This window comes from Bradyrhizobium sp. USDA 4449, from assembly GCF_054056275.1.
Map to the genome: position 1 here is coordinate 983,254 of NZ_JBSRYD010000001.1, position 16,915 is coordinate 1,000,168.

The 16,915-nt window shown below is 65.2% G+C and carries 20 protein-coding genes; 5 read left to right on the top strand and 15 right to left on the bottom strand.

The features are described 5' to 3' along the window. The first annotated feature begins 428 nt into the window (after nucleotides 1–428). A complete protein-coding gene (locus ACVIIW_RS04650; RefSeq protein WP_456699661.1) occupies nucleotides 429–1,925 on the top strand; it encodes an NCS1 family nucleobase:cation symporter-1 in 1,497 nt (498 codons plus the stop codon). A gap of 76 nt (nucleotides 1,926–2,001) precedes the next feature. Here ACVIIW_RS04650 and ACVIIW_RS04655 read toward each other — a convergent pair whose 3' ends face one another. Genes ACVIIW_RS04655 through ACVIIW_RS04665 form a run of 3 tightly spaced genes read right to left on the bottom strand, consistent with a single transcriptional unit; the run spans nucleotide 2,002 to nucleotide 3,859 of the window. Further along, a complete protein-coding gene (locus ACVIIW_RS04655; protein ID WP_456699662.1) occupies nucleotides 2,002–2,301 on the bottom strand; it encodes a winged helix-turn-helix domain-containing protein in 300 nt (99 codons plus the stop codon). Next, complete coding sequence (locus ACVIIW_RS04660; protein WP_456699663.1) at nucleotides 2,301–2,852, bottom strand: hypothetical protein; 552 nt, start codon at nucleotides 2,850–2,852, stop codon at nucleotides 2,301–2,303. Before ACVIIW_RS04660 ends, ACVIIW_RS04655 begins: the two co-directional genes overlap by 1 nt. Beyond that, nucleotides 2,849–3,859, bottom strand: coding sequence for an alpha/beta hydrolase (locus ACVIIW_RS04665; RefSeq protein ID WP_456699664.1), 1,011 nt, complete (start codon nucleotides 3,857–3,859; stop codon nucleotides 2,849–2,851). Before ACVIIW_RS04665 ends, ACVIIW_RS04660 begins: the two co-directional genes overlap by 4 nt. Before the next feature lie 137 nt (nucleotides 3,860–3,996). Here ACVIIW_RS04665 and xseA point away from each other — a divergent pair, with 137 nt between their 5' ends. After that, nucleotides 3,997–5,613 carry an exodeoxyribonuclease VII large subunit gene (gene xseA, locus ACVIIW_RS04670; protein ID WP_456705088.1) on the top strand — a complete coding sequence of 539 codons (1,617 nt, stop codon included), beginning with the start codon at nucleotides 3,997–3,999 and terminating at the stop codon, nucleotides 5,611–5,613. A gap of 153 nt (nucleotides 5,614–5,766) precedes the next feature. Here xseA and ACVIIW_RS04675 read toward each other — a convergent pair whose 3' ends face one another. Together ACVIIW_RS04675 and ACVIIW_RS04680 are read right to left on the bottom strand one after the other, a co-directional pair. After that, nucleotides 5,767–5,916 (bottom strand): hypothetical protein, encoded by a 150-nt coding sequence (locus ACVIIW_RS04675; RefSeq protein ID WP_456699665.1) that lies wholly within the window; start codon nucleotides 5,914–5,916, stop codon nucleotides 5,767–5,769. A 43-nt stretch (nucleotides 5,917–5,959) separates the two neighbouring features. Beyond that, nucleotides 5,960–6,793 (bottom strand): dienelactone hydrolase family protein, encoded by an 834-nt coding sequence (locus ACVIIW_RS04680; protein ID WP_456699666.1) that lies wholly within the window; start codon nucleotides 6,791–6,793, stop codon nucleotides 5,960–5,962. A gap of 195 nt (nucleotides 6,794–6,988) precedes the next feature. Here ACVIIW_RS04680 and ACVIIW_RS04685 point away from each other — a divergent pair, with 195 nt between their 5' ends. Continuing rightward, nucleotides 6,989–7,216 (top strand): DUF2093 domain-containing protein, encoded by a 228-nt coding sequence (locus ACVIIW_RS04685; RefSeq protein ID WP_212327099.1) that lies wholly within the window; start codon nucleotides 6,989–6,991, stop codon nucleotides 7,214–7,216. A 16-nt stretch (nucleotides 7,217–7,232) separates the two neighbouring features. On the opposite strand, the gene ACVIIW_RS04690 is transcribed toward ACVIIW_RS04685, so the two are convergent. After that, nucleotides 7,233–7,535, bottom strand: coding sequence for a hypothetical protein (locus tag ACVIIW_RS04690; protein WP_456699667.1), 303 nt, complete (start codon nucleotides 7,533–7,535; stop codon nucleotides 7,233–7,235). A gap of 177 nt (nucleotides 7,536–7,712) precedes the next feature. Between ACVIIW_RS04690 and ACVIIW_RS04695 the strand changes: the two genes are divergently transcribed. Beyond that, nucleotides 7,713–8,240, top strand: coding sequence for a hypothetical protein (locus tag ACVIIW_RS04695; RefSeq protein WP_456699668.1), 528 nt, complete (start codon nucleotides 7,713–7,715; stop codon nucleotides 8,238–8,240). A gap of 140 nt (nucleotides 8,241–8,380) precedes the next feature. Here the strand turns inward: ACVIIW_RS04695 and ACVIIW_RS04700 are convergent, their stop codons facing one another. The 7 genes from ACVIIW_RS04700 to ACVIIW_RS04730 all read right to left on the bottom strand — a co-directional run bounded on the left by ACVIIW_RS04700 (nucleotide 8,381) and on the right by ACVIIW_RS04730 (nucleotide 14,513). Further along, the gene (locus tag ACVIIW_RS04700; protein WP_456699669.1) at nucleotides 8,381–8,716 is read right to left on the bottom strand and encodes a GYD domain-containing protein; all 336 of its coding nucleotides are present in this window, start codon (nucleotides 8,714–8,716) and stop codon (nucleotides 8,381–8,383) included. 258 nt (nucleotides 8,717–8,974) lie between these two features. Further along, nucleotides 8,975–9,991 carry a tetraacyldisaccharide 4'-kinase gene (gene lpxK, locus ACVIIW_RS04705; RefSeq protein WP_456699670.1) on the bottom strand — a complete coding sequence of 339 codons (1,017 nt, stop codon included), beginning with the start codon at nucleotides 9,989–9,991 and terminating at the stop codon, nucleotides 8,975–8,977. Next, complete coding sequence (locus ACVIIW_RS04710; RefSeq protein ID WP_456699671.1) at nucleotides 9,984–11,342, bottom strand: 3-deoxy-D-manno-octulosonic acid transferase; 1,359 nt, start codon at nucleotides 11,340–11,342, stop codon at nucleotides 9,984–9,986. The genes lpxK and ACVIIW_RS04710 overlap by 8 nt, the downstream gene beginning before the upstream one ends. Beyond that, complete coding sequence (locus ACVIIW_RS04715; protein WP_456699672.1) at nucleotides 11,305–12,018, bottom strand: lysophospholipid acyltransferase family protein; 714 nt, start codon at nucleotides 12,016–12,018, stop codon at nucleotides 11,305–11,307. The genes ACVIIW_RS04710 and ACVIIW_RS04715 overlap by 38 nt, the downstream gene beginning before the upstream one ends. Then, complete coding sequence (locus ACVIIW_RS04720; protein WP_456699673.1) at nucleotides 12,015–12,263, bottom strand: DUF4170 domain-containing protein; 249 nt, start codon at nucleotides 12,261–12,263, stop codon at nucleotides 12,015–12,017. Before ACVIIW_RS04720 ends, ACVIIW_RS04715 begins: the two co-directional genes overlap by 4 nt. Nucleotides 12,264–12,322: 59 nt before the next feature. Continuing rightward, nucleotides 12,323–13,135, bottom strand: coding sequence for an inositol monophosphatase family protein (locus tag ACVIIW_RS04725; RefSeq protein WP_456699674.1), 813 nt, complete (start codon nucleotides 13,133–13,135; stop codon nucleotides 12,323–12,325). Next, nucleotides 13,122–14,513: a TldD/PmbA family protein gene (locus ACVIIW_RS04730; protein WP_456699675.1), complete on the bottom strand. Its 1,392-nt coding sequence runs from the start codon at nucleotides 14,511–14,513 to the stop codon at nucleotides 13,122–13,124. The genes ACVIIW_RS04725 and ACVIIW_RS04730 overlap by 14 nt, the downstream gene beginning before the upstream one ends. A gap of 263 nt (nucleotides 14,514–14,776) precedes the next feature. Between ACVIIW_RS04730 and ACVIIW_RS04735 the strand changes: the two genes are divergently transcribed. Continuing rightward, nucleotides 14,777–15,295, top strand: a complete 519-nt coding sequence (locus ACVIIW_RS04735; protein ID WP_456699676.1) for a DUF6101 family protein — start codon at nucleotides 14,777–14,779, stop codon at nucleotides 15,293–15,295. On the opposite strand, the gene ubiA is transcribed toward ACVIIW_RS04735, so the two are convergent. Both ubiA and ACVIIW_RS04745 read right to left on the bottom strand, forming a co-directional pair. Beyond that, on the bottom strand, nucleotides 15,292–16,224 hold the full coding sequence (ubiA, locus tag ACVIIW_RS04740; protein WP_456699677.1) for a 4-hydroxybenzoate octaprenyltransferase: 933 nt from the start codon (nucleotides 16,222–16,224) through the stop codon (nucleotides 15,292–15,294). The genes ACVIIW_RS04735 and ubiA overlap by 4 nt on opposite strands. Further along, nucleotides 16,221–16,880 (bottom strand): hypothetical protein, encoded by a 660-nt coding sequence (locus tag ACVIIW_RS04745; protein WP_456699678.1) that lies wholly within the window; start codon nucleotides 16,878–16,880, stop codon nucleotides 16,221–16,223. The genes ubiA and ACVIIW_RS04745 overlap by 4 nt, the downstream gene beginning before the upstream one ends. Nucleotides 16,881–16,915 lie beyond the last annotated feature (35 nt).

Sequence of the window (16,915 nt, forward strand, 5' to 3'; positions counted from 1 at the left end):
GGCTCAACCCATCCTACGAACTGCCCAAAATTCCGGCGACAGTGCCCAAAACTCTGCACTCTCACCGTAGGCCGTCTCAGCGAGAGTCTGGCTTTCTCCTCTACGAACTGACCAGGCGTGGCGCGGCCGAAAGCTTCCACGGCGATGGCGCGTCGTCCCATGGCTCGGGATACGCGAACCCCACGCAATTCGCTTTCATCAACGGATTCAAGCTCCAGTTGCAGCCGACACGCGAGCACGCATCGCGAACGACGGGCCGTGGCGCGCGGCGGCGGCTCCGGGCGGCCTGCGTCTCACCTGATCGAACGTTATAATTTATTTATCGAACGTTAAAAAATGGCACGCCGCTTGCATTTTGGGGCGAAGCCGCGCGACGCGTGCAGAGATCGAATGCGCGGATCCTTGTTTTGCTTGGAAGGTGAAAGACAATGAGTCCCAAACTGCCCGAAGCCCCCGGAGGCGCTGTTTCCGAGGCCCATGCCCGCGTTATCATCAAGCCCGGCTATCATCCGGAGCTGACCAATGAAGACCTTGCGCCGCTCAAGGAACAGACCTGGAGCGCGTACAATATCTTCGCATTCTGGATGTCCGATGTGCACAGTGTCGGCGGCTATGTCACCGCGGGAAGCCTGTTCTCGCTCGGACTGGTCGGCTGGCAGGTGCTGATCGCGCTCCTGGCCGGCATCATGATCGTGCAACTGTTCTGCAACCTCGTCGCCAAGCCGAGCCAGGTCACGGGAACGCCTTATCCCGTCATCTGCCGCGCGCCGTTCGGCGTGAAGGGCGCCAATATCCCGGCCATCATTCGCGGCCTCATCGCGGTCGCCTGGTACGGCATCCAGACCTATCTGGCCTCGAGCGCGTTCATGGTGGTGGCGCTCAAGTTCTTTCCCACGCTGGCGCCCTATGCCGATGTCGGCCAGCACGGGTTCGTCGGCCTGTCGGCGCTCGGTTGGGCCTGCTTCATGTTCCTGTGGGTGCTGCAGGCGATCGTGTTCTGGCGCGGCATGGAGGCGATCCGCGTCTTCATCGACTGGGCCGGCCCGGCCGTGTATGTCGTGATGATCGTGCTGGCGGCCTATCTCATCGCGAAGGCGGGCATCGCCAACATCGGGCTCACGCTCGGCGAGGTCAAATACAGCGGCTGGGACGCGCTGCCCGTGATGATCAATGCGATCGCGCTGGTGGTCTCGTATTTCTCGGGACCGATGCTGAACTTCGGCGACTTCTCGCGCTACGGAAAGAGCTTTGGCGCGGTGAAGGCCGGCAACTTCTGGGGCCTGCCGGTCAACTTCCTCGGCTTCTCGGTGCTCACGGTCATCACCACGTCGGCCACGCTGCCGGTGTTCGGCCACATGATCACGGACCCCGTGGAAACCGTCAGCAAGATCGACAGCACGTTTGCGGTCGTACTCGGCGCGCTGACCTTCATGATCGCGACCATCGGCATCAACATCGTGGCCAACTTCGTCTCGCCGGCCTTCGACTTCTCGAACGTCGCGCCGCAGCGGATCAGTTGGCGGATGGGTGGCATGATCGCCGCGGTCGGCTCGGTCTTCATAACGCCGTGGAACCTGTACGACAATCCGCAGGTCATCCATTACACGCTCGACATCCTCGGCGCGTTCATCGGTCCGCTGTTCGGAATCCTGATCGCGGACTTCTACATGGTGAAGAAGCAGCAGATCGTCGTCGATGACCTCTATACTCTGAGCGAGAGCGGCCTTTATTGGTACGAGGGCGGCTACAACAGGAACGCGATCCTCGCGATCATTCCCTCCGCACTCGTGCCGGCGATCTGTGCATTGGTCCCATCGTTGTCGGTGCTGGCCAATTTCACCTGGTTCATCGGCGTGGGCCTGGGTTACGGTATCTACAACTATCTCATGCTCCGTCAGACTGCGCTCGCTTCTCAGCCGGCCTGACCGGCTTGCGGGGACGGCCCGCCCGCAGCGGGCCGTCCTTTTCGCCGATGCGCTTCTTCTATCGCTGCCTGGCGCGTTACAGCTGCTTCCCCGCAATGATTTCCTGCAGGGTCGCGACATGCCGCGCAAACGCCCCGCGGCCCGCCGCGGTGGCCGTCACCGTGGTCTGCGGTTTCTTCCCCACGAAGGCTTTGTCGACCGAGACGTAGCCCGCCTTGGCGAGCGTCTCGATATGTGCGCCGAGATTGCCGTCGGTGGCGCCGGTGAGTTTCTTCAGCCGCGCGAATTCCAGGCCTGAGGCGACCGGCAGCGCGTTCAGGGCCGCCATGATCTTCAGCCGCAGCGGCTGGTGGATGATGTCGTCGAGTTCGGCCATCAGATCCGCCGCATCCAGAGGCCGCCCAGGATCAGGCCGCCGCCGTTGACGAAGGCCATCCAGAGCGGGAAGGCTTCGCCGATGGTGAAGAAGCCGACCAGCGTCAGTGCGGTGATGCCGAGTCCGATCGCGACGAACGCAGTGCCGAACCACAGACCGGCAAGCATGTAGAACAGCATGAAATAAACAGGCCAGAATGCGCCGAGCTCGCGTGGGCCGAAATGACCGAGCACGTTGGTGCAGACATAACCGAATGCGAAGAACAGCGCGAACACCAGCGGCACCCTGACGTCGAAGGCGGCACCATGGAGACGTGACGGCGTGAGCCAGCGGAGCGCGATCAATCCGCCGACACCCAGGATGTCGACGGTCGGCCAGGCGTAACGCGCGTAGAAGGGCCAGAGCCAGGTCACGAGATTGCCGGCGAAGACCAGCATGCCCCACCATATCGCCCCGAGGCTCGCCAGCTCATAGAGCTGCGATTGCTTCACGCGCTGGACGATGTCGTCGATATCGGCCAGCGCTGCGGACGCCTCCTTGCTGTCGATCATGACTGGCCTGCGCCCCGCGTCGCCACGTCGTCGGCGATCGCGTTGACCGCCTTCGCATGGGTGACCATACCCATGTGGTTGACGCCGTCGATGATCTTGACGTCGATATCAGGCCTGATCGCCTGCACGGTCTCGGCATATCTGGCCGAGATCATCATCTCGTCCTCGGCGCCGCCGAAGATCGTCATCGGATGCGTCACCGCAGCCAGATCGAGGCGATAGCCGCGCGTCGCGAAGTTGCGCATCAGGCGGTCGGAATAAACAGCGGTCAGATAACGCTCCGAATTCGCAGGCACCGCGAAGGCGAGCACCGGCAGCTGCGAACAGCAATCGATGCCGAGCTTGCGCAGGGCGGTGAGCCCGATGAAGCGCGGGATGTCGGGATTGGCCCAGCCGCCGGAATGCGCGACATTGGTCGGCGCGTCATAGCCGAGATAGGGCGCGACCAGCACGGTGCGGACGAACAGGTCCTGCACGATCGGCGTCGCGGCGACGCGCAGCGAGAAGCCGGCGCCGGCGGAATGACCGATCAATGTCAGCGGCAGATCGGGCGTGCTCTTGCGGACATGGGCGACGAAGTCGACGAGGTCGTCCTCGAGCTGGCCGACATAGCCGATGTCGCCGTGCGTGCCGGAGGCGCCGTGGCCGCGGATATCGAGCGCCCAGGTCTCGACGCCATGCGCGGCAAGCGCGGCCGTCAGGGCATGATTGACGGTGCCGGAGGAGCCGGACGAGCCGTGGATGAAGATCGCGCCGCGGTCGGTGGTTGCTCCCTTCGGCTGATAGTGCCGATAGCCCAGCCAGGTGCCGTCGCGGGCCTGGAAGCGCTCCAACGCCGGCAGCGTGGACCAGTCGATGCCCTTGGCGGAGTCCGAGACCGAGCGCATCTCCGCGGGCCGCTGCAACGGCGTCGCGATCAAGGCGGTGAGGATCAGCGCCGTGGCGCCGACCGCGCACAGGCCCCATTTGAGCAAGCCCAAAACACCTCGCAGTATCGGTATCGCCATGGTCCAAACTCCCTGAACTTCCAATCAATAGAGAACTCTATAATACAGAGTACTCTCCCAATCAATCCCCCGGATGGCGTCGCGCTGCGAAAATCCTTAACGTCTGAACTGACCCCAAAATGCCGAATCGATTGCCGATGCCGCCTGCGGAACCTCTTCACAACGCGCCCGAATTCACCGTTTCCGAGCTCTCGCAGTCCCTGAAGCGGACGGTGGAGGACACCTATGGCCATGTCCGGGTCCGCGGCGAGATCTCCGGATTCCGCGGCGCCCATTCATCCGGGCACTGCTATTTCGCGCTCAAGGACGAGAGCGCCAAGATCGAGGCGGTGATCTGGAAGGGCGTGCACGGCCGCATGCGCTTCAAGCCCCAGGAGGGGCTGGAGGTCATCGCGACCGGCAAGCTCACGACCTATCCGGGCTCCTCGAAATACCAGATCGTGATCGAGGCGCTGGAGCCGGCCGGCATCGGCGCACTGATGGCGCTGATGGAGGAGCGCAAGAAGAAGCTCGCCGCCGAGGGCCTGTTCGACGAGGCGCGCAAGCAGCTGCTGCCCTGGCTGCCCGAGGTGATCGGCGTGGTGACCTCGCCGACCGGCGCCGTGATCCGCGACATCCTGCACCGGCTCGAGGACCGCTTTCCCCGTCACGTGCTGGTGTGGCCGGTGAAAGTCCAGGGCGAAGGCTCGGCCGAGCAGGTCGCGGCCGCAATCCGCGGCTTCAATGCCTTGCCCGAGGGCGGCAGGATTCCGCGGCCCGACGTGCTCATCGTCGCGCGCGGCGGCGGCTCGCTGGAGGATCTCTGGTCCTTCAACGAGGAGATCGTGGTGCGCGCAGCAGCCGAGAGCATGATCCCGCTGATCTCGGCGGTGGGCCACGAGACCGACATCACGCTGATCGATTTCGTCGCCGACAAGCGCGCGCCGACGCCGACGGCGGCGGCCGAAATGGCAGTCCCCGTGCGCAGCGATCTGTTCGTCGAGGTCGCCGATCTCGCGCGGCGCACGCGGGCCTGTTGGCAGCGTGGCCATGAAAACCGCCGCAACGAATTGCGCGCCGCGGCACGCGCGCTGCCCGCTGCGTCAGATCTGCTCGCGATCCCGCGGCAGCGGCTGGATTCGGCAGGCAGCGCCCTGCCCCGCGGGCTCAAGGCCAACACGCATGCGCATTTCCGCAGGTTCACCGCCGCAAGCGCCAAGCTGACGCTGCGGGTGCTGCACGGCCAGATCGCGCAGGCCGATCATCGCCTCACGGTCTGCGGCGAACGGCTCGGCCTGTCCGCGCGCTCGCTGCTGCGGCGGCGGCGCGACCGCTTTGCCGGACTCGAAGTGCGCCTGCGCGCCTCAAAGCTCTCCAACGCGCAGGCGCAGCGCAATGCGATTGCCCGCCAGCGCGAGCGCACCCATCGCCTGGCCGAACGCGCGGGGCGCGCGCTGGTCACCCTGCTGCAGCGGCTGGACGCCCGCGTCGAGAACAGCGGCAAGCTGCTGTCCGCCTTGTCCTATCGCGGCGTGCTCGCCCGCGGCTTTGCGCTGGTGCGCGACCAAGCGGGCCATCCGCTGCATTCGGCCGACGCGATCGGTCCCGGCGCACGCGTGGAGATCGAGTTCGGGGATGGACGCGTGGGGGCGACCGCGGATGCGGATCGGCCGGCGCCGACGGCCAAGCGCGCGCCGGCGCAGCCGAAGGCCACGGCGCAGGAGGCGAAGCCCGCGCCGAAGCGGAAGCCGGTGGATCAGGGCAGTTTGTTTTAGAGGCGCGATGTTGCTGCAAGCACCGCCGCGTTCCCTCCCCCTTGTGGGGAGGGAGCGCAGTGTGCCGCACGGCACGACTGCGTGCTGCTGCAACGAAACCAACAACGAACTCTTACAAGATGTGGTGAAGATCGTTGGTCCGTGGTCCGCCGCCTACCGGCAGGACAACCCCGCCTCCATCGTGGTCCAGAAGCCGCAATGATCAGGTGCGCGCAGGGGCGAGCCGGCGTGGGCTTCGAACAGGAACACGGCGACGGTGAAGACGACCAGTGCGGATGAGAAGATGACGATGCGGTTGCGCATGACAGATGCGTTTAGCCGACATCATGGTCGAACTAAGGCGTTGCTACCGCGCCAGCCACTCCGCGACTTCCTTCTGCGATTCCGCGCGCGCTTCGGTATCGGTGCCGAGATGGCCGCGGTCGGGCGCGGCGGCGTCGCTGCTGGCGGCGGCGGCGTGCAGCGGCGTGTTGGCCCGGTCGAAATCGTGATAGGCGCCGGGATAGACCACGATACGCGCGAGCGCGCTGCGGCCATGCGCGCCGTCCACCATCTGGCGGCAGGCCGGCGGCGACGAGACGTCGTCATTGGCGCCGATCAACACCAGCGTCGGCACCCGCGTGCTCCAGCCGAGGCCGGCGGAGATCCGGCAATCCGGATAGAACGCGATCGCGGCGCGGAAATCCGGGCCTGTTTCGCGCGCCACCGCTTGCGGACGCACGGCCCAGAGCAGCGCGCTGGCGCCGTTGGCCCAGCCGATCAGGCTGACACGGTCGCGCGCCACCCAATTCTGCTTCATCAGCCAGGCCCGCGACGCCGCAATGTCGGTGACGCGTTCGCGCCGCGCCTTGACGTGCGTATCCTTGACGCGGCATTGCGGCCCAAGCTCGCGCGAGCCGTAGCTGTCGGGCAGCAGCACGGCATTGCCCGCCTTGAGCAGACGTTCGGCCCAGTCACGATAGCGCGGCTGGACGGAATCGGACCGGCTGCCGAGGCCGCCGCAGCCGTGCAGCGCGATCACGGTCGGGAACGGCCCCGCGCCCTCGGGCTTGAACAGCTGCGCATGAAGGATGCCCGACGACAGGGGAATCTCGACCTGCGCAGGCGCCGACGACGCCGCAGCCGCGTGCGCGGCCGACATCGAGACAGTCAGGAACAGGGCGGTCAGTCGAAAACGCATCGGACTCTGTCCCAGGCGGTACCGTAAGGCTCCCAGCACTATCATGCACAAACGGCGGCAAAACATCACAAACCGGTGGGTTTAACGGGCGGACAAGCCACCCTATCTGTGCTACTTCAGGTCCAACACATCGTACCCCCCGAGGTCTTCCATCAAGGATTTCCAGGGAGGGCCCTTCCACGGAGACTTTCGACCGTGCTGAACAAGTTCGGCCCCTCGGGCAATGGCGAAGCGCAGGTGCAATATCTCGACGGCGACTTCCGCGTGATCTCGCCGGGCACGTTCGTGCGCTGCGCCATCACCGACACGCGGATCCCGCTCGACGAGCTGAAATATTGGAGCGTGGACCTGCAGGAAGCCTACGCCACGCCCGCCGCCGTGCTGCAGCGGCATTTCCCCAACGCGCCGAAACCGCAATCGTGAGGCTTCGCGCGCGCGGCTATTGCTGCCTGGGATCATCGGTGCCCACGCAGGTCTTGATCGCACTCTTGCGCGCTTCGCCGACCACCTTCTGATCGATCGCCTGTTTCAGGCAATCGAGCCGCGCCTGTGCCATGCAGAGCTGCATCTGGTCGCGCTTGTCCTGCCCTTTCAGATTCTGCGTCGAGCCGAGACACGTCACGCGCTTGGTCGCGGGAACCGGCACCGCGGCGGCCGGAGCAGCGGGCGGCGTCTGCGCAAACACCGGCGCAACGATCAGACACACAAGACCGGCGGCGAGGGCAGCAGAGAACGGTTTCATCGGAGTCTCCAGGATCGCCGGAGAGCGATAGCGGTCTTGCGATGAATGTCGGCTGAATAGCGGAATGCCGAAGGGTAAGTTACGCCTTCGACTAACCCCTACGAGATCTGTCTTGCGGCGAGATCATCGCGTGCTGAAGCGCCGCTCGCGGGCCTCGTAGCGACGATCGCTGATCAGTTGCGGCAGCTGGCCGGGTTGGCGGACTCTTCCGCCAAAGCATTAAATCGAAAAGTCGCTGCACTTCCCGGCAAGTCAGTTCGCTCTGTGGTTGGAATTTTTTTGCGGATCGGCGCCCTCAAGTTGTTTGACGAAGTGCTGGTGAAACACAAGGCTGCTACACTGCATGCTAGGTCATCGGCCCTGCTCTTTTTATCGCACAGACAATCAAGTCGCCCAAACGGCCATGGCGCTTTGGAACCGACGCAGTCTGTGAACGGGCTCATATCGAAGAGCCATCTGGCGGGCTACGATCACCACGAAAATTCGCGGTGGAATATCAAGCCAAACGATGGGGTGATCATGTCCGCCATATTCGAGTTGCTCTATCGTGAATATTGCCGCGCCCGTCTCGCCGAGATGCGAAAACAGCTTCTGATCGCACCTGAACGCGCTGAAGCTCTCGACGCGGATCATCTCCCCGCAACTCGGACTTCCGATGGCGGGATGGACACACATCGCAAGCCCGCTCACCACGTGCCCCACTGAAGCGGCCCGGACACACGCACCGCGCCGTCGTCCGTCAATGGACGCCAGCGCACTTCACCTCGAGCTGGGATGTTTTGCTCCACGTGGGAAGCGTTGCCGCCGCGTAGCACGATTGCGGCGGCCCGCTTCCAATCCGGATGTCAGCTTCCGGGCGGCGAATACGATGAACGCAGCTTCGCGGCGTTCTGGCGAACCTGCTTGATCTCGTCCTGGGTGAACAAGCGCGTCAGCTTCACGTTCTGCAGGGTGCCCGCCGTCACGGTGAGCCCCGAGATGGCCGGGGCCGCACCCGGATCAGGCACGTCGAAGATCACGAGAACGCCTGGGCCGTCGGTCGCAACGCTGTACATCGATATCAGCTTTCCGCCGGCCGCCTCGATGAGTTTTCTCGCCGCTTCCTGGCGATTGGTCGTGGGATTTTCCAGGATGGCATTGAGAGCGCGTGGGGTGTATTGACCTGTGAGGCAAAAATGCATGGCATGTTCTCCTCTGAGCTTTTGAAAACAGTCCTCCCTGCCGTTCCGAACTCGTCGTTCCGGCCACCGCATTTGAAATGGCAAGGTACGCTGCCCGCCGTGGGCATCAACGCCGCCGATAATTGCCGGGAGTTCGGCACGTCCCGGTGACGGCTCTCATCGAAGGCTACATCAACTCCCGAACACGCGGAAGAGGATTCCGCCAGCGGCGACATGTCGCTTTCGGGCTAGGGCAGAAACGTTGCCCAACGTACGAGATCAAGGCGCGCTGAATCGGCGCTCGCGCGCGTTGTACAGATGATCGCCGATCAATCGCCGCAGCTTTTCCGGTTCATCGAACTCGAGCTGGACCGCGAACGGCATGATGCCATCAGGCACACAATCGGTGCCGCACAGGCGCGCGAGATCTTTTTCCGTCGTTGCCAGCGTGAGCTGCTCGCGCGAGGCATCCGCCACGAGCGCGGCGATCTCGGCTTGCGAAAACACGTGGTGATCGGCGAAGGCGCGCGTGCGCGCGACGGTGATGCCGCTGGCGCGCAATGTGCGGAAGAAGCGCTCGGGATCGCCGATGCCGGCAAATGCGAAGACAGGTTTGCCGGAGAGCTGCGCGACCGAGGCCGCATCCGGCTTCAGATGCGCACGCAGCACCGGCTTGTTGCGCGCAGCCAGCTGGGCAGCGACATCCTCCGCGGCTTGACCGTCGCCGATCAGCACCAGCGCATCGGTGCGCGCGAGCTGCGCTCTCAGCGGCGCGCGCAGGGGGCCCGCAGGGAACACCTTGCCGTTGCCGAGGCCGCGTTCGCTGTCGATCACGATCAGCGAGGCATCCTTCAACAGAAGGGGGTTCTGAAAGCCGTCATCCATCAGGATCACGGTGGCGCCTTGGGATTTCGCCAGCGCGACGCCGTCGCGGCGATCGCGTGCCACCGCGACGGCAACGTCGCGCGCCATCATCAACGGCTCGTCGCCGATATCGGCGGCGGTGTGACGAAACCGATCGACCATGACCGGGCCGTGCAAGCGCCCGCCATAGCCGCGGCTGAGCACCACCGGGGTCTCGCCGAGCTCGCGCAACAGCCTGGTCAACGCCAGCACGGTCGGCGTCTTGCCGGCGCCGCCGACATGGTAATTGCCGACGCAGAGCACGGGAATGCCGGCGTCAAAACCCGTGCGGGCCATGCGGCGTGCGGTGATGGCGCCATAGAGCGCGCCCAATGGGCTGAGCAGATGCGACTTCGGGGAACGCGGCCGGTACCAGAAGGCCGGCTCACGCATTGGCGGCTCCCATCTCGATCCGCAATTGCATCAGATACGGCTCGAGCGCCGTCATCGTGCGATCGAGCGCGCCGCCGAGCTGCTCGACCACGCCGGCGCCGGCGCGCTGCATCTTGTCGCGCACGGTCGGCTCGGCCAGCAACAGGCCGAGCTGCCTGGTCAGCGCCTCCTGCGTGTCGGCCTGGCGCGCGCCGCCGCTCTGGTCGAGGGCCGCATAGAGTTCGCTGAAATTGGCGACGTTCGGTCCGTGGACGATCGCCGCACCAAGCTTGATCGCCTCGATCGGATTCTGTCCGCCTTCGCCGACCAGCGATTTGCCGATGAACACGACTTGCGAGAGGCGGTAGAACAGGCCGAGCTCGCCCATGGTGTCGGCGACATAGACGTCGGTCACGGCGGTCGGCTGCTCGTCGCGCGAGCGCAGCGCCGGCTTCAGGCCCGACGCCGCGATCATGCCCGCAATCGATGAGCCGCGATCCGGATGCCGCGGCACGATCACGGTCAGAAGATGCGGAAAGACGCCGGCGAGGCTGCGGTGCGCGGCGACCAGCATCTCGTCCTCGCCCGGATGGGTCGAGGCCGCGACGATGATCGGACGCCCGCGCGTCATCGCCATCAGCCGCTCGAGCTTGGCGGGATCGGCGGGCGGCGCCGGCACGTCGAGCTTGAGATTGCCTGTCGTGACGACGTCGCGGCCACCGAGCGCGGAGAAGCGTTCCGCGTCCAGCTTCGACTGCGCGAGGCAGATGTCGAAGCGCGACAGCAGCGCCGAGATGGTGCCGTGCATCCGCCGCCAGCGCGGGAAGGAGCGCGGCGACATCCGCCCGTTGATCAGCACCATCGGCACCCGGCGCGCCGCGCCCGCCAGAATCAGATTCGGCCAGAGGTCGGATTCGATGAACAGCGCCAGCGACGGCTGCCAGTGATCGAGGAAGCGCGCAACGTAGCGCGGGGAATCATACGGCACGTATTGATGGATGACGTCGGGCGGAAAACGCTTGGCCACGACGGCAGCCGAAGTGACGGTGCCCGAGGTGAGCAGGATGCGGAGGTTGAGATCGCGCAGGCGCTCGATCAGCGCGGCTGCCGCCAGCACCTCGCCGACGCTGGCGCCGTGAATCCAGACCAGCGGGCCGTGCGGCCGCACGTCGCGGGAGAGCCCCCGCCGCTCGCCGACGCGCGCGGGATCTTCCTTGCCCTGCTTCAGCCGCCGCTTGATCAGCGCAGGCGCGAGCGGCACCAGGCCGGTGGCGAGGCGCCGATACATCCGCAGCGTCATCGGCAAGGACTTGGGCAGCGAGTTGGGCAGCGAGCTAGCCATCTGCAGGTCCCGGCCGGCCGAGTTGCTCATAGGCGCGACGAGTCGCTTCGTTCAGAGTCTCTTCCAGATCCAGCCGCAGCGCTTCCATGGTGGCCGCATCGGCATCCGCGGGGACGTGAATTTCCTTGATGCCGACCAGGACGCCATGGCCGAACGGCAGGTTGATGGTGGTGCGGTCCCAGTTCTTGAGCCGGATGAAGCGGCTGGTCGCCATTGCAAAAGGCATGATCGGCCGCCCCGATTCCCGTGCCAGCATGATGATGCCGAGGCCTGCCACGCGCGAGCGCTTCGGCACATCGGCGGTCAGCGCGACATTACAACCGTCCTCGAGCGTGTACACCATTTCCCTGAAGGCGCCGACCCCGCCCTTGCGGTGGAAGGCGCCGCCGTGATCCCCGGACCCCCTGACGGTGCCGACGCCGAGCCGCTCGACCGCGATCGCGTTGAACTCGCCGTCGCGGTGGCGGGAGATCAGGACCTTGGCGCGGTAGGAATCCTTGTTCTTGATGAACGGAGTGAGGAAATGCTGGCCGTGCCAGAATGCGAAAATCGCCGGCATCTGCGGCTCGACGAGGTCGTAGACGTCGGGTGGATCGAACGTGAACCTGTTGGTCCGCCAGACAAAGCGCAGATATTCGGCCGCCAGGACCCCGGCGGCACGCTGAACAAGGCTGCTTCGCAGCGCATTGCGAAGCAGTTTTTTCAACGCGCCGGCTTCGGTTCTTGGTTGGGGTCGAGCAGCCGATGGAGGTGGACGATGAAATAGCGCATCTGCGCGTTGTCGACCGTGCTCTGCGCCTTGGCACGCCAGGCGACATGGGCGGAGGCATAGTTCGGATACAGGCCGACGATCTCGACATCGTCGAGGTTCTTGAAGGTGTTGTGCTCGAGATCGAGCAACTCACCCCCGATGACGAGGTGAAGCAGTTGTTGCGGGGCACTATCTGACATGGATTCGGTTCCTAACAGGTTGCCCGGCAAGCAGTGTTCGACAAGCGCGGCGACGATGCTCAGGCCGGGGGACGGTTTCGAAAATGCGCGACAATGCTCGCATGACGATCGCGTCCCGCTGCCACAAGCACCCCGTGCGTCACTTCCCGGCGATTATAGAAGATGGGATCTCCAGAGAGGTCGCTCATCCTACCATCCGCTTCCTGCACGATCAAATCGGCCGCCGCAAGGTCCCAATCATGGCTATTGCCGCCGGCAAAGGCCGCATCGAGCCCGCCATTGGCGACCCGGCACAGCCGCAGCGCCAGCGAGCCGATTCGCGGATGCAGCTTGATGTCGCCGAGTGACGGCTTCAGGCGCTCGACCAGAGGCTTGGGGCCTGCGACGCGTGCGAAATCGAGCGCGGTCCCGGGTGTTGCCCGCACGGGCTTGTCATTCAGCAGCGAGCCCTGGCCGCGGACGGCGAAAAAGTACTCGCCGCTGGCAGGCGCGAACACCGCCGCCAGCACGGGCGAGGCATCCTCGACCAGCGCGACGCTGACGCACCATTCGTCATGGCCATTCAAATAATTGCGTGTGCCGTCGATCGGATCGACCACCCAGGTCAGCCGCCGCGACAACCGGGTCGCATCGTCGGCGCTTTCCTCCGACAGCCAGCCATAATCAGGCCTGGCGCCGCGCAGGCGCCCTTCCAGAAAATCGTTGACCGCGATGTCGGCTTCCGAAACCGGCGAGGATGCGCCCTTGATCCACGTCTTCAGCTCGGTGCGGAACATCGACTGCGCGAGCGCGCCCGCCTCCCGCACCGTGTCTTGCAGCAACGCTACATCGCGTCTCAGGATGGTCGCGTCCGAAAGATCAGCGCCCGCCAAGCGTCAAACCCTCGATGCGCACCGTCGGCGCATTGATGCCGTAACGGAACTCGAGATTGTTGGCCGGCTGCATCGACTTGAAGATCTCGAACAGGTGGCCGGCGATCGTCACCTCGCTGACGGGATAGGTAAGCTCGCCATTCTCGATCCAGAAGCCGGAAGCGCCACGGCTGTAATCGCCGGTGACGCCGTTGACCCCGGAGCCGATCAGATCGGTGACGTAGAAGCCCTGCTTGATGTCGGCGATGAGTTCGGCCGGCGTCGGTGTGCCCGGCTCGAGATGCAGATTGTACGGTCCGGGCGATGGTGAGGACGAGACGCCGCGATGGGCATGGCCGGTGGTGGTGAGACCGAGCTCGCGCGCGGTGGCGCAGTCGAGCAGCCAGGTCGTCAGCACGCCCTCGTCGATCAGTGCAGTTCTCTTCACGGCGACGCCCTCGGCGTCGAACGTCTGCGAGCGCAGGCCGCGCTTGCGCAGGGGATCGTCGACGATGCGGATGTTTTTCGCAAACAGCTGCTGGCCGAGCTTGTCCTTGAGGAAGCTGGTCTTGCGTGCGATCGAGGCGCCGTTGATGGCGCCGACGACATGGCCGACCAGTGAACCCGCAACGCGCGGATCGAACACGACCGGCACCTTGCAGGTCTCGACCTTGCGCGGACCGAAGCGCGCCACGGTGCGCTCGCCGGCGGAGCGGCCGACGGTCTCGGGCGACAGCAGATCGGCACCGTGCGGCGCCGAGGTGAAGTCGTAGTCGCGCTCCATGCTGGTGCCTTCACCGACGATGGCGGTCGCCGAGATGCCCTGGCTGGAACGCAGATAAGAGCCGTGGAAGCCGGTCGAGGTGACGAGCACCATGCCGCCGATGCCAGCGGAAGCCGAAGCGCCGCCGGATTTGCTCACGCCCTTCACGGCAAGTGCCGCAGCCTCGGCCTCAAGCGCGCGGCGCTCGAGCTCGGCCGTGGCGGGCACATCGGGATCGAGCAGATCGAGATCGGGGAAATCGCGCGCGAGCAGCGCTGGATCGGCGAGCCCGACATATTTGTCATCGGGCGCAACCCGCGCCATCGCGACGGCGCGCTCGGCAAGCTTGGTCACGGCGTCTCCGCTCGCGTCATTGGTGGAGACTACGGCCTGGCGCTGGCCGACCAGCACGCGCAGGCCGACATCGTCGCCTTCGGAGCGCTCGGATTCCTCGACGCGGCCGTCGCGCACCTCGACGCCTTGCGAGATGCCGCGCACCGCGACCGCATCGGCCGCATCCGCGCCGGCGCGCTTCGCCGCCTCGACCAGGCGCTGCGCGAGATCGGAGAGCGCGGACTGATCGAACAGGTCGCGATTGGCTTTGGACGAAAGCGTCGAGCTTGGTGAAGGGTTCACAAACGAAATCCTGTTGGGGCGGGGTTCGGGGACCGGAACCACAGATGTGCCCTGATCGCGCGGACTTCAAGCATTTTCAGCCTGTAAAAGCTCAGATTCGCTGCTCTCGCGCAACGTCTCGTCAATCATGCGCGCCAAGGTCTTGTCAATCATGAGCCGCAGTGACGGTGGGTTAACCAGCCTTTTTAAGCGGTTTCGGAAAGGCCCGCGTTAAGGTCCTCGCATCGACCGGGAACATAATCCTGGCGGGGAGAACGAAAGCCGTGAGGCGTCAAACAGCAACATGTGGGGTCAACCCCACCGGGTCGAGCCGCTCTCTGCGGCTCGACCCTCTTTCCCTTCCGGTCCGCTTCGATGCGCATGATCCGCGTGCCGACGGCTATACCAGGCAGGTCGAGCTTCATCGCGAACGTGTCGTGTTACGCCGTGCCGTTCGCGGCATGCAGATGGCGATCAACGTGCGTGTCAGCGACTTCACCGGCGTCGCGCTGCGCGGCAGTGACGCGGCGCAGACCCTCGTGCTGGTGCATCGCGACCCCTCACTCTCCGTTCCGCTGCTGATCAGCGCCGATGGCGACGATCTTGCCGAGGCCTGGGCGATCTGGAGCGAGCTGTTCGCGCTGCCGCAGCTCGACGAAGCTGCCCGCAAGCCGGCACCGCGTCGCCGCCGCGCCAATGCGATCCGCGATCGTCGTCCGAAATTTTTGATGCGCCGCCGCACCGCCATGGCGCGCGAGCTGCCGATTCATCGTGCGGAGCGCGAGATCATCGCGCGGACCTAGGCCGCGCGGATCACCGCGTCGGCCAGCAATCCCGCGAACAGCAAGGCCCCGGCATACTTGTTCGAATAGAACAGCCGCTTGCACAGCTCAGGATCGTCGATCCTGAGCCGCATGATCTGCGACGCCAGATGCGCGGCAAAGGCGGCAAGCCCGAGCCACGCCGGCCATCGCGCATCGCCTGACGCCAGCGCGACACCGATCAGCATCACCGCCACCAGATAGAACAGGATCAGCGCCCGATGCGTATGCGCGCCGAACAGGCGCGCGGTGGACTTGATGCCGATCAGCGCGTCGTCCTCGGCATCCTGATGCGCATAGATCGTGTCGTAGCCGATTACCCACGAAATCGCGCCGGCGTAGAGCACCAGCGCAGTGACACCGATGTGTCCGAAGGTGACGGCGAATCCCATCAGCGCGCCCCAGGAGAAGGCCAGCCCGAGCACGATCTGCGGCCACCAGGTGATGCGCTTCATGAAAGGGTAGACGGCGACGATCAGAAGCGAGGCGATGCCGGTCGCGACCGCGAAGCGGTTGAACTGCAGCAGCACCACGAGACCGATCAGCGCCTGCGCGACCATGAAGGCCAGCGCCTGCTTCGTCGTCACCTGCCCTGACGGCAGCGGCCGCGAGCGCGTGCGCTCGACCTTGTCGTCGAGGTCACGATCGGTGATGTCGTTCCAGGTGCAGCCGGCGCCGCGCATCACGAAGGCGCCGATGAAGAACAGTACGATCACGCGCGGCAGGCGGTGGACGTCATGCGCCATGCCGCTAGCGAGCGCCGCAGACCACCAGCATGGCATCAGGAGCAGCCAGGAACCGATCGGACGATCAAAGCGGGACAGCCGCAAATAGGGCCGCGCCCAGTGCGGCGCAAGCGTATCGACCCAGTTGCCGGTAGAGTCGGCAACGCGGGCGGATGCGTCACTCATCGGGTGAGAACGTTGCCGTTGAGCGTGTCGAAGGTGCTACCGCCCTTCTTGCCGGCATTGGCTTCCGGCGCAGTGCCTGAACCCAACACCTCGCTCAGCGACGGCCCGGCCGGGCCGCGCGGCTGGTTGGCCATCTGCTGCGCGACGTTGCAGACCTTCGTCTGCATCGACTCGGTATTCTTGTGACCGGTCTTCATCTGCTCGCCGACGTTCGGCGGGATTCCGCATTTGGCGGCGTGACTCTCGATGTATTTGATCATCTTGAGCTCAGCCTGGCTGAAGTTCCTGATCAACTTGCAGGCTTCGTCAGGCGGGGCGTGGCGATCGCTGGCGGCCTTGATCAGCTTGCCGCGCTTCTCGGCTTCCTCGCGGAGCGGCATGAACGCCTTCATGCAGTCCTCGCCGGGACCGGCCTGCGTCGGCGGGGCCGCACTGAAAGCGCCGGCGCCACCGATGGGGGCCGCGCCGTTGGTCGGGAACGAGGCTTGCGGCGCGCCGCCGATCGAGGCAACCGGCGCCCGGCCGTTGACGGGCGGAAACGCCGGATCGCTTGCGCCCTGATTGGGCAGCGGCGCCGGGAACCCCTGGGCATAAGCTCCCGCGGCGCCCATGGCGACCATGGCAGCGGTGATCGGAACCATCAAACGACGGATCATCAAGATAGTCTCTCCGGCAGGCGCTACGGGTTTCG

What these genes read in the sequence shown, in the direction of transcription:
- ACVIIW_RS04710 (WP_456699671.1), bottom strand. Translation starts at nt 11,342, where the DNA reads ATGAGCAACTCGGCCGGCCGGGACCTGCAGATGGCTAGCTCGCTGCCC.
- ACVIIW_RS04720 (WP_456699673.1), bottom strand. Translation starts at nt 12,263, where the DNA reads ATGTCAGATAGTGCCCCGCAACAACTGCTTCACCTCGTCATCGGGGGT.
- ACVIIW_RS04660 (WP_456699663.1), bottom strand. Translation starts at nt 2,852, where the DNA reads ATGATCGACAGCAAGGAGGCGTCCGCAGCGCTGGCCGATATCGACGAC.
- ACVIIW_RS04690 (WP_456699667.1), bottom strand. Translation starts at nt 7,535, where the DNA reads ATGAAACCGTTCTCTGCTGCCCTCGCCGCCGGTCTTGTGTGTCTGATC.
- ACVIIW_RS04655 (WP_456699662.1), bottom strand. Translation starts at nt 2,301, where the DNA reads ATGGCCGAACTCGACGACATCATCCACCAGCCGCTGCGGCTGAAGATC.
- ubiA (WP_456699677.1), bottom strand. Translation starts at nt 16,224, where the DNA reads ATGAGTGACGCATCCGCCCGCGTTGCCGACTCTACCGGCAACTGGGTC.
- ACVIIW_RS04680 (WP_456699666.1), bottom strand. Translation starts at nt 6,793, where the DNA reads ATGCGTTTTCGACTGACCGCCCTGTTCCTGACTGTCTCGATGTCGGCC.
- lpxK (WP_456699670.1), bottom strand. Translation starts at nt 9,991, where the DNA reads ATGCGTGAGCCGGCCTTCTGGTACCGGCCGCGTTCCCCGAAGTCGCAT.
- ACVIIW_RS04650 (WP_456699661.1), top strand. Translation starts at nt 429, where the DNA reads ATGAGTCCCAAACTGCCCGAAGCCCCCGGAGGCGCTGTTTCCGAGGCC.
- xseA (WP_456705088.1), top strand. Translation starts at nt 3,997, where the DNA reads ATGCCGCCTGCGGAACCTCTTCACAACGCGCCCGAATTCACCGTTTCC.
- ACVIIW_RS04675 (WP_456699665.1), bottom strand. Translation starts at nt 5,916, where the DNA reads ATGCGCAACCGCATCGTCATCTTCTCATCCGCACTGGTCGTCTTCACC.
- ACVIIW_RS04665 (WP_456699664.1), bottom strand. Translation starts at nt 3,859, where the DNA reads ATGGCGATACCGATACTGCGAGGTGTTTTGGGCTTGCTCAAATGGGGC.
- ACVIIW_RS04700 (WP_456699669.1), bottom strand. Translation starts at nt 8,716, where the DNA reads ATGCATTTTTGCCTCACAGGTCAATACACCCCACGCGCTCTCAATGCC.
- ACVIIW_RS04745 (WP_456699678.1), bottom strand. Translation starts at nt 16,880, where the DNA reads ATGATCCGTCGTTTGATGGTTCCGATCACCGCTGCCATGGTCGCCATG.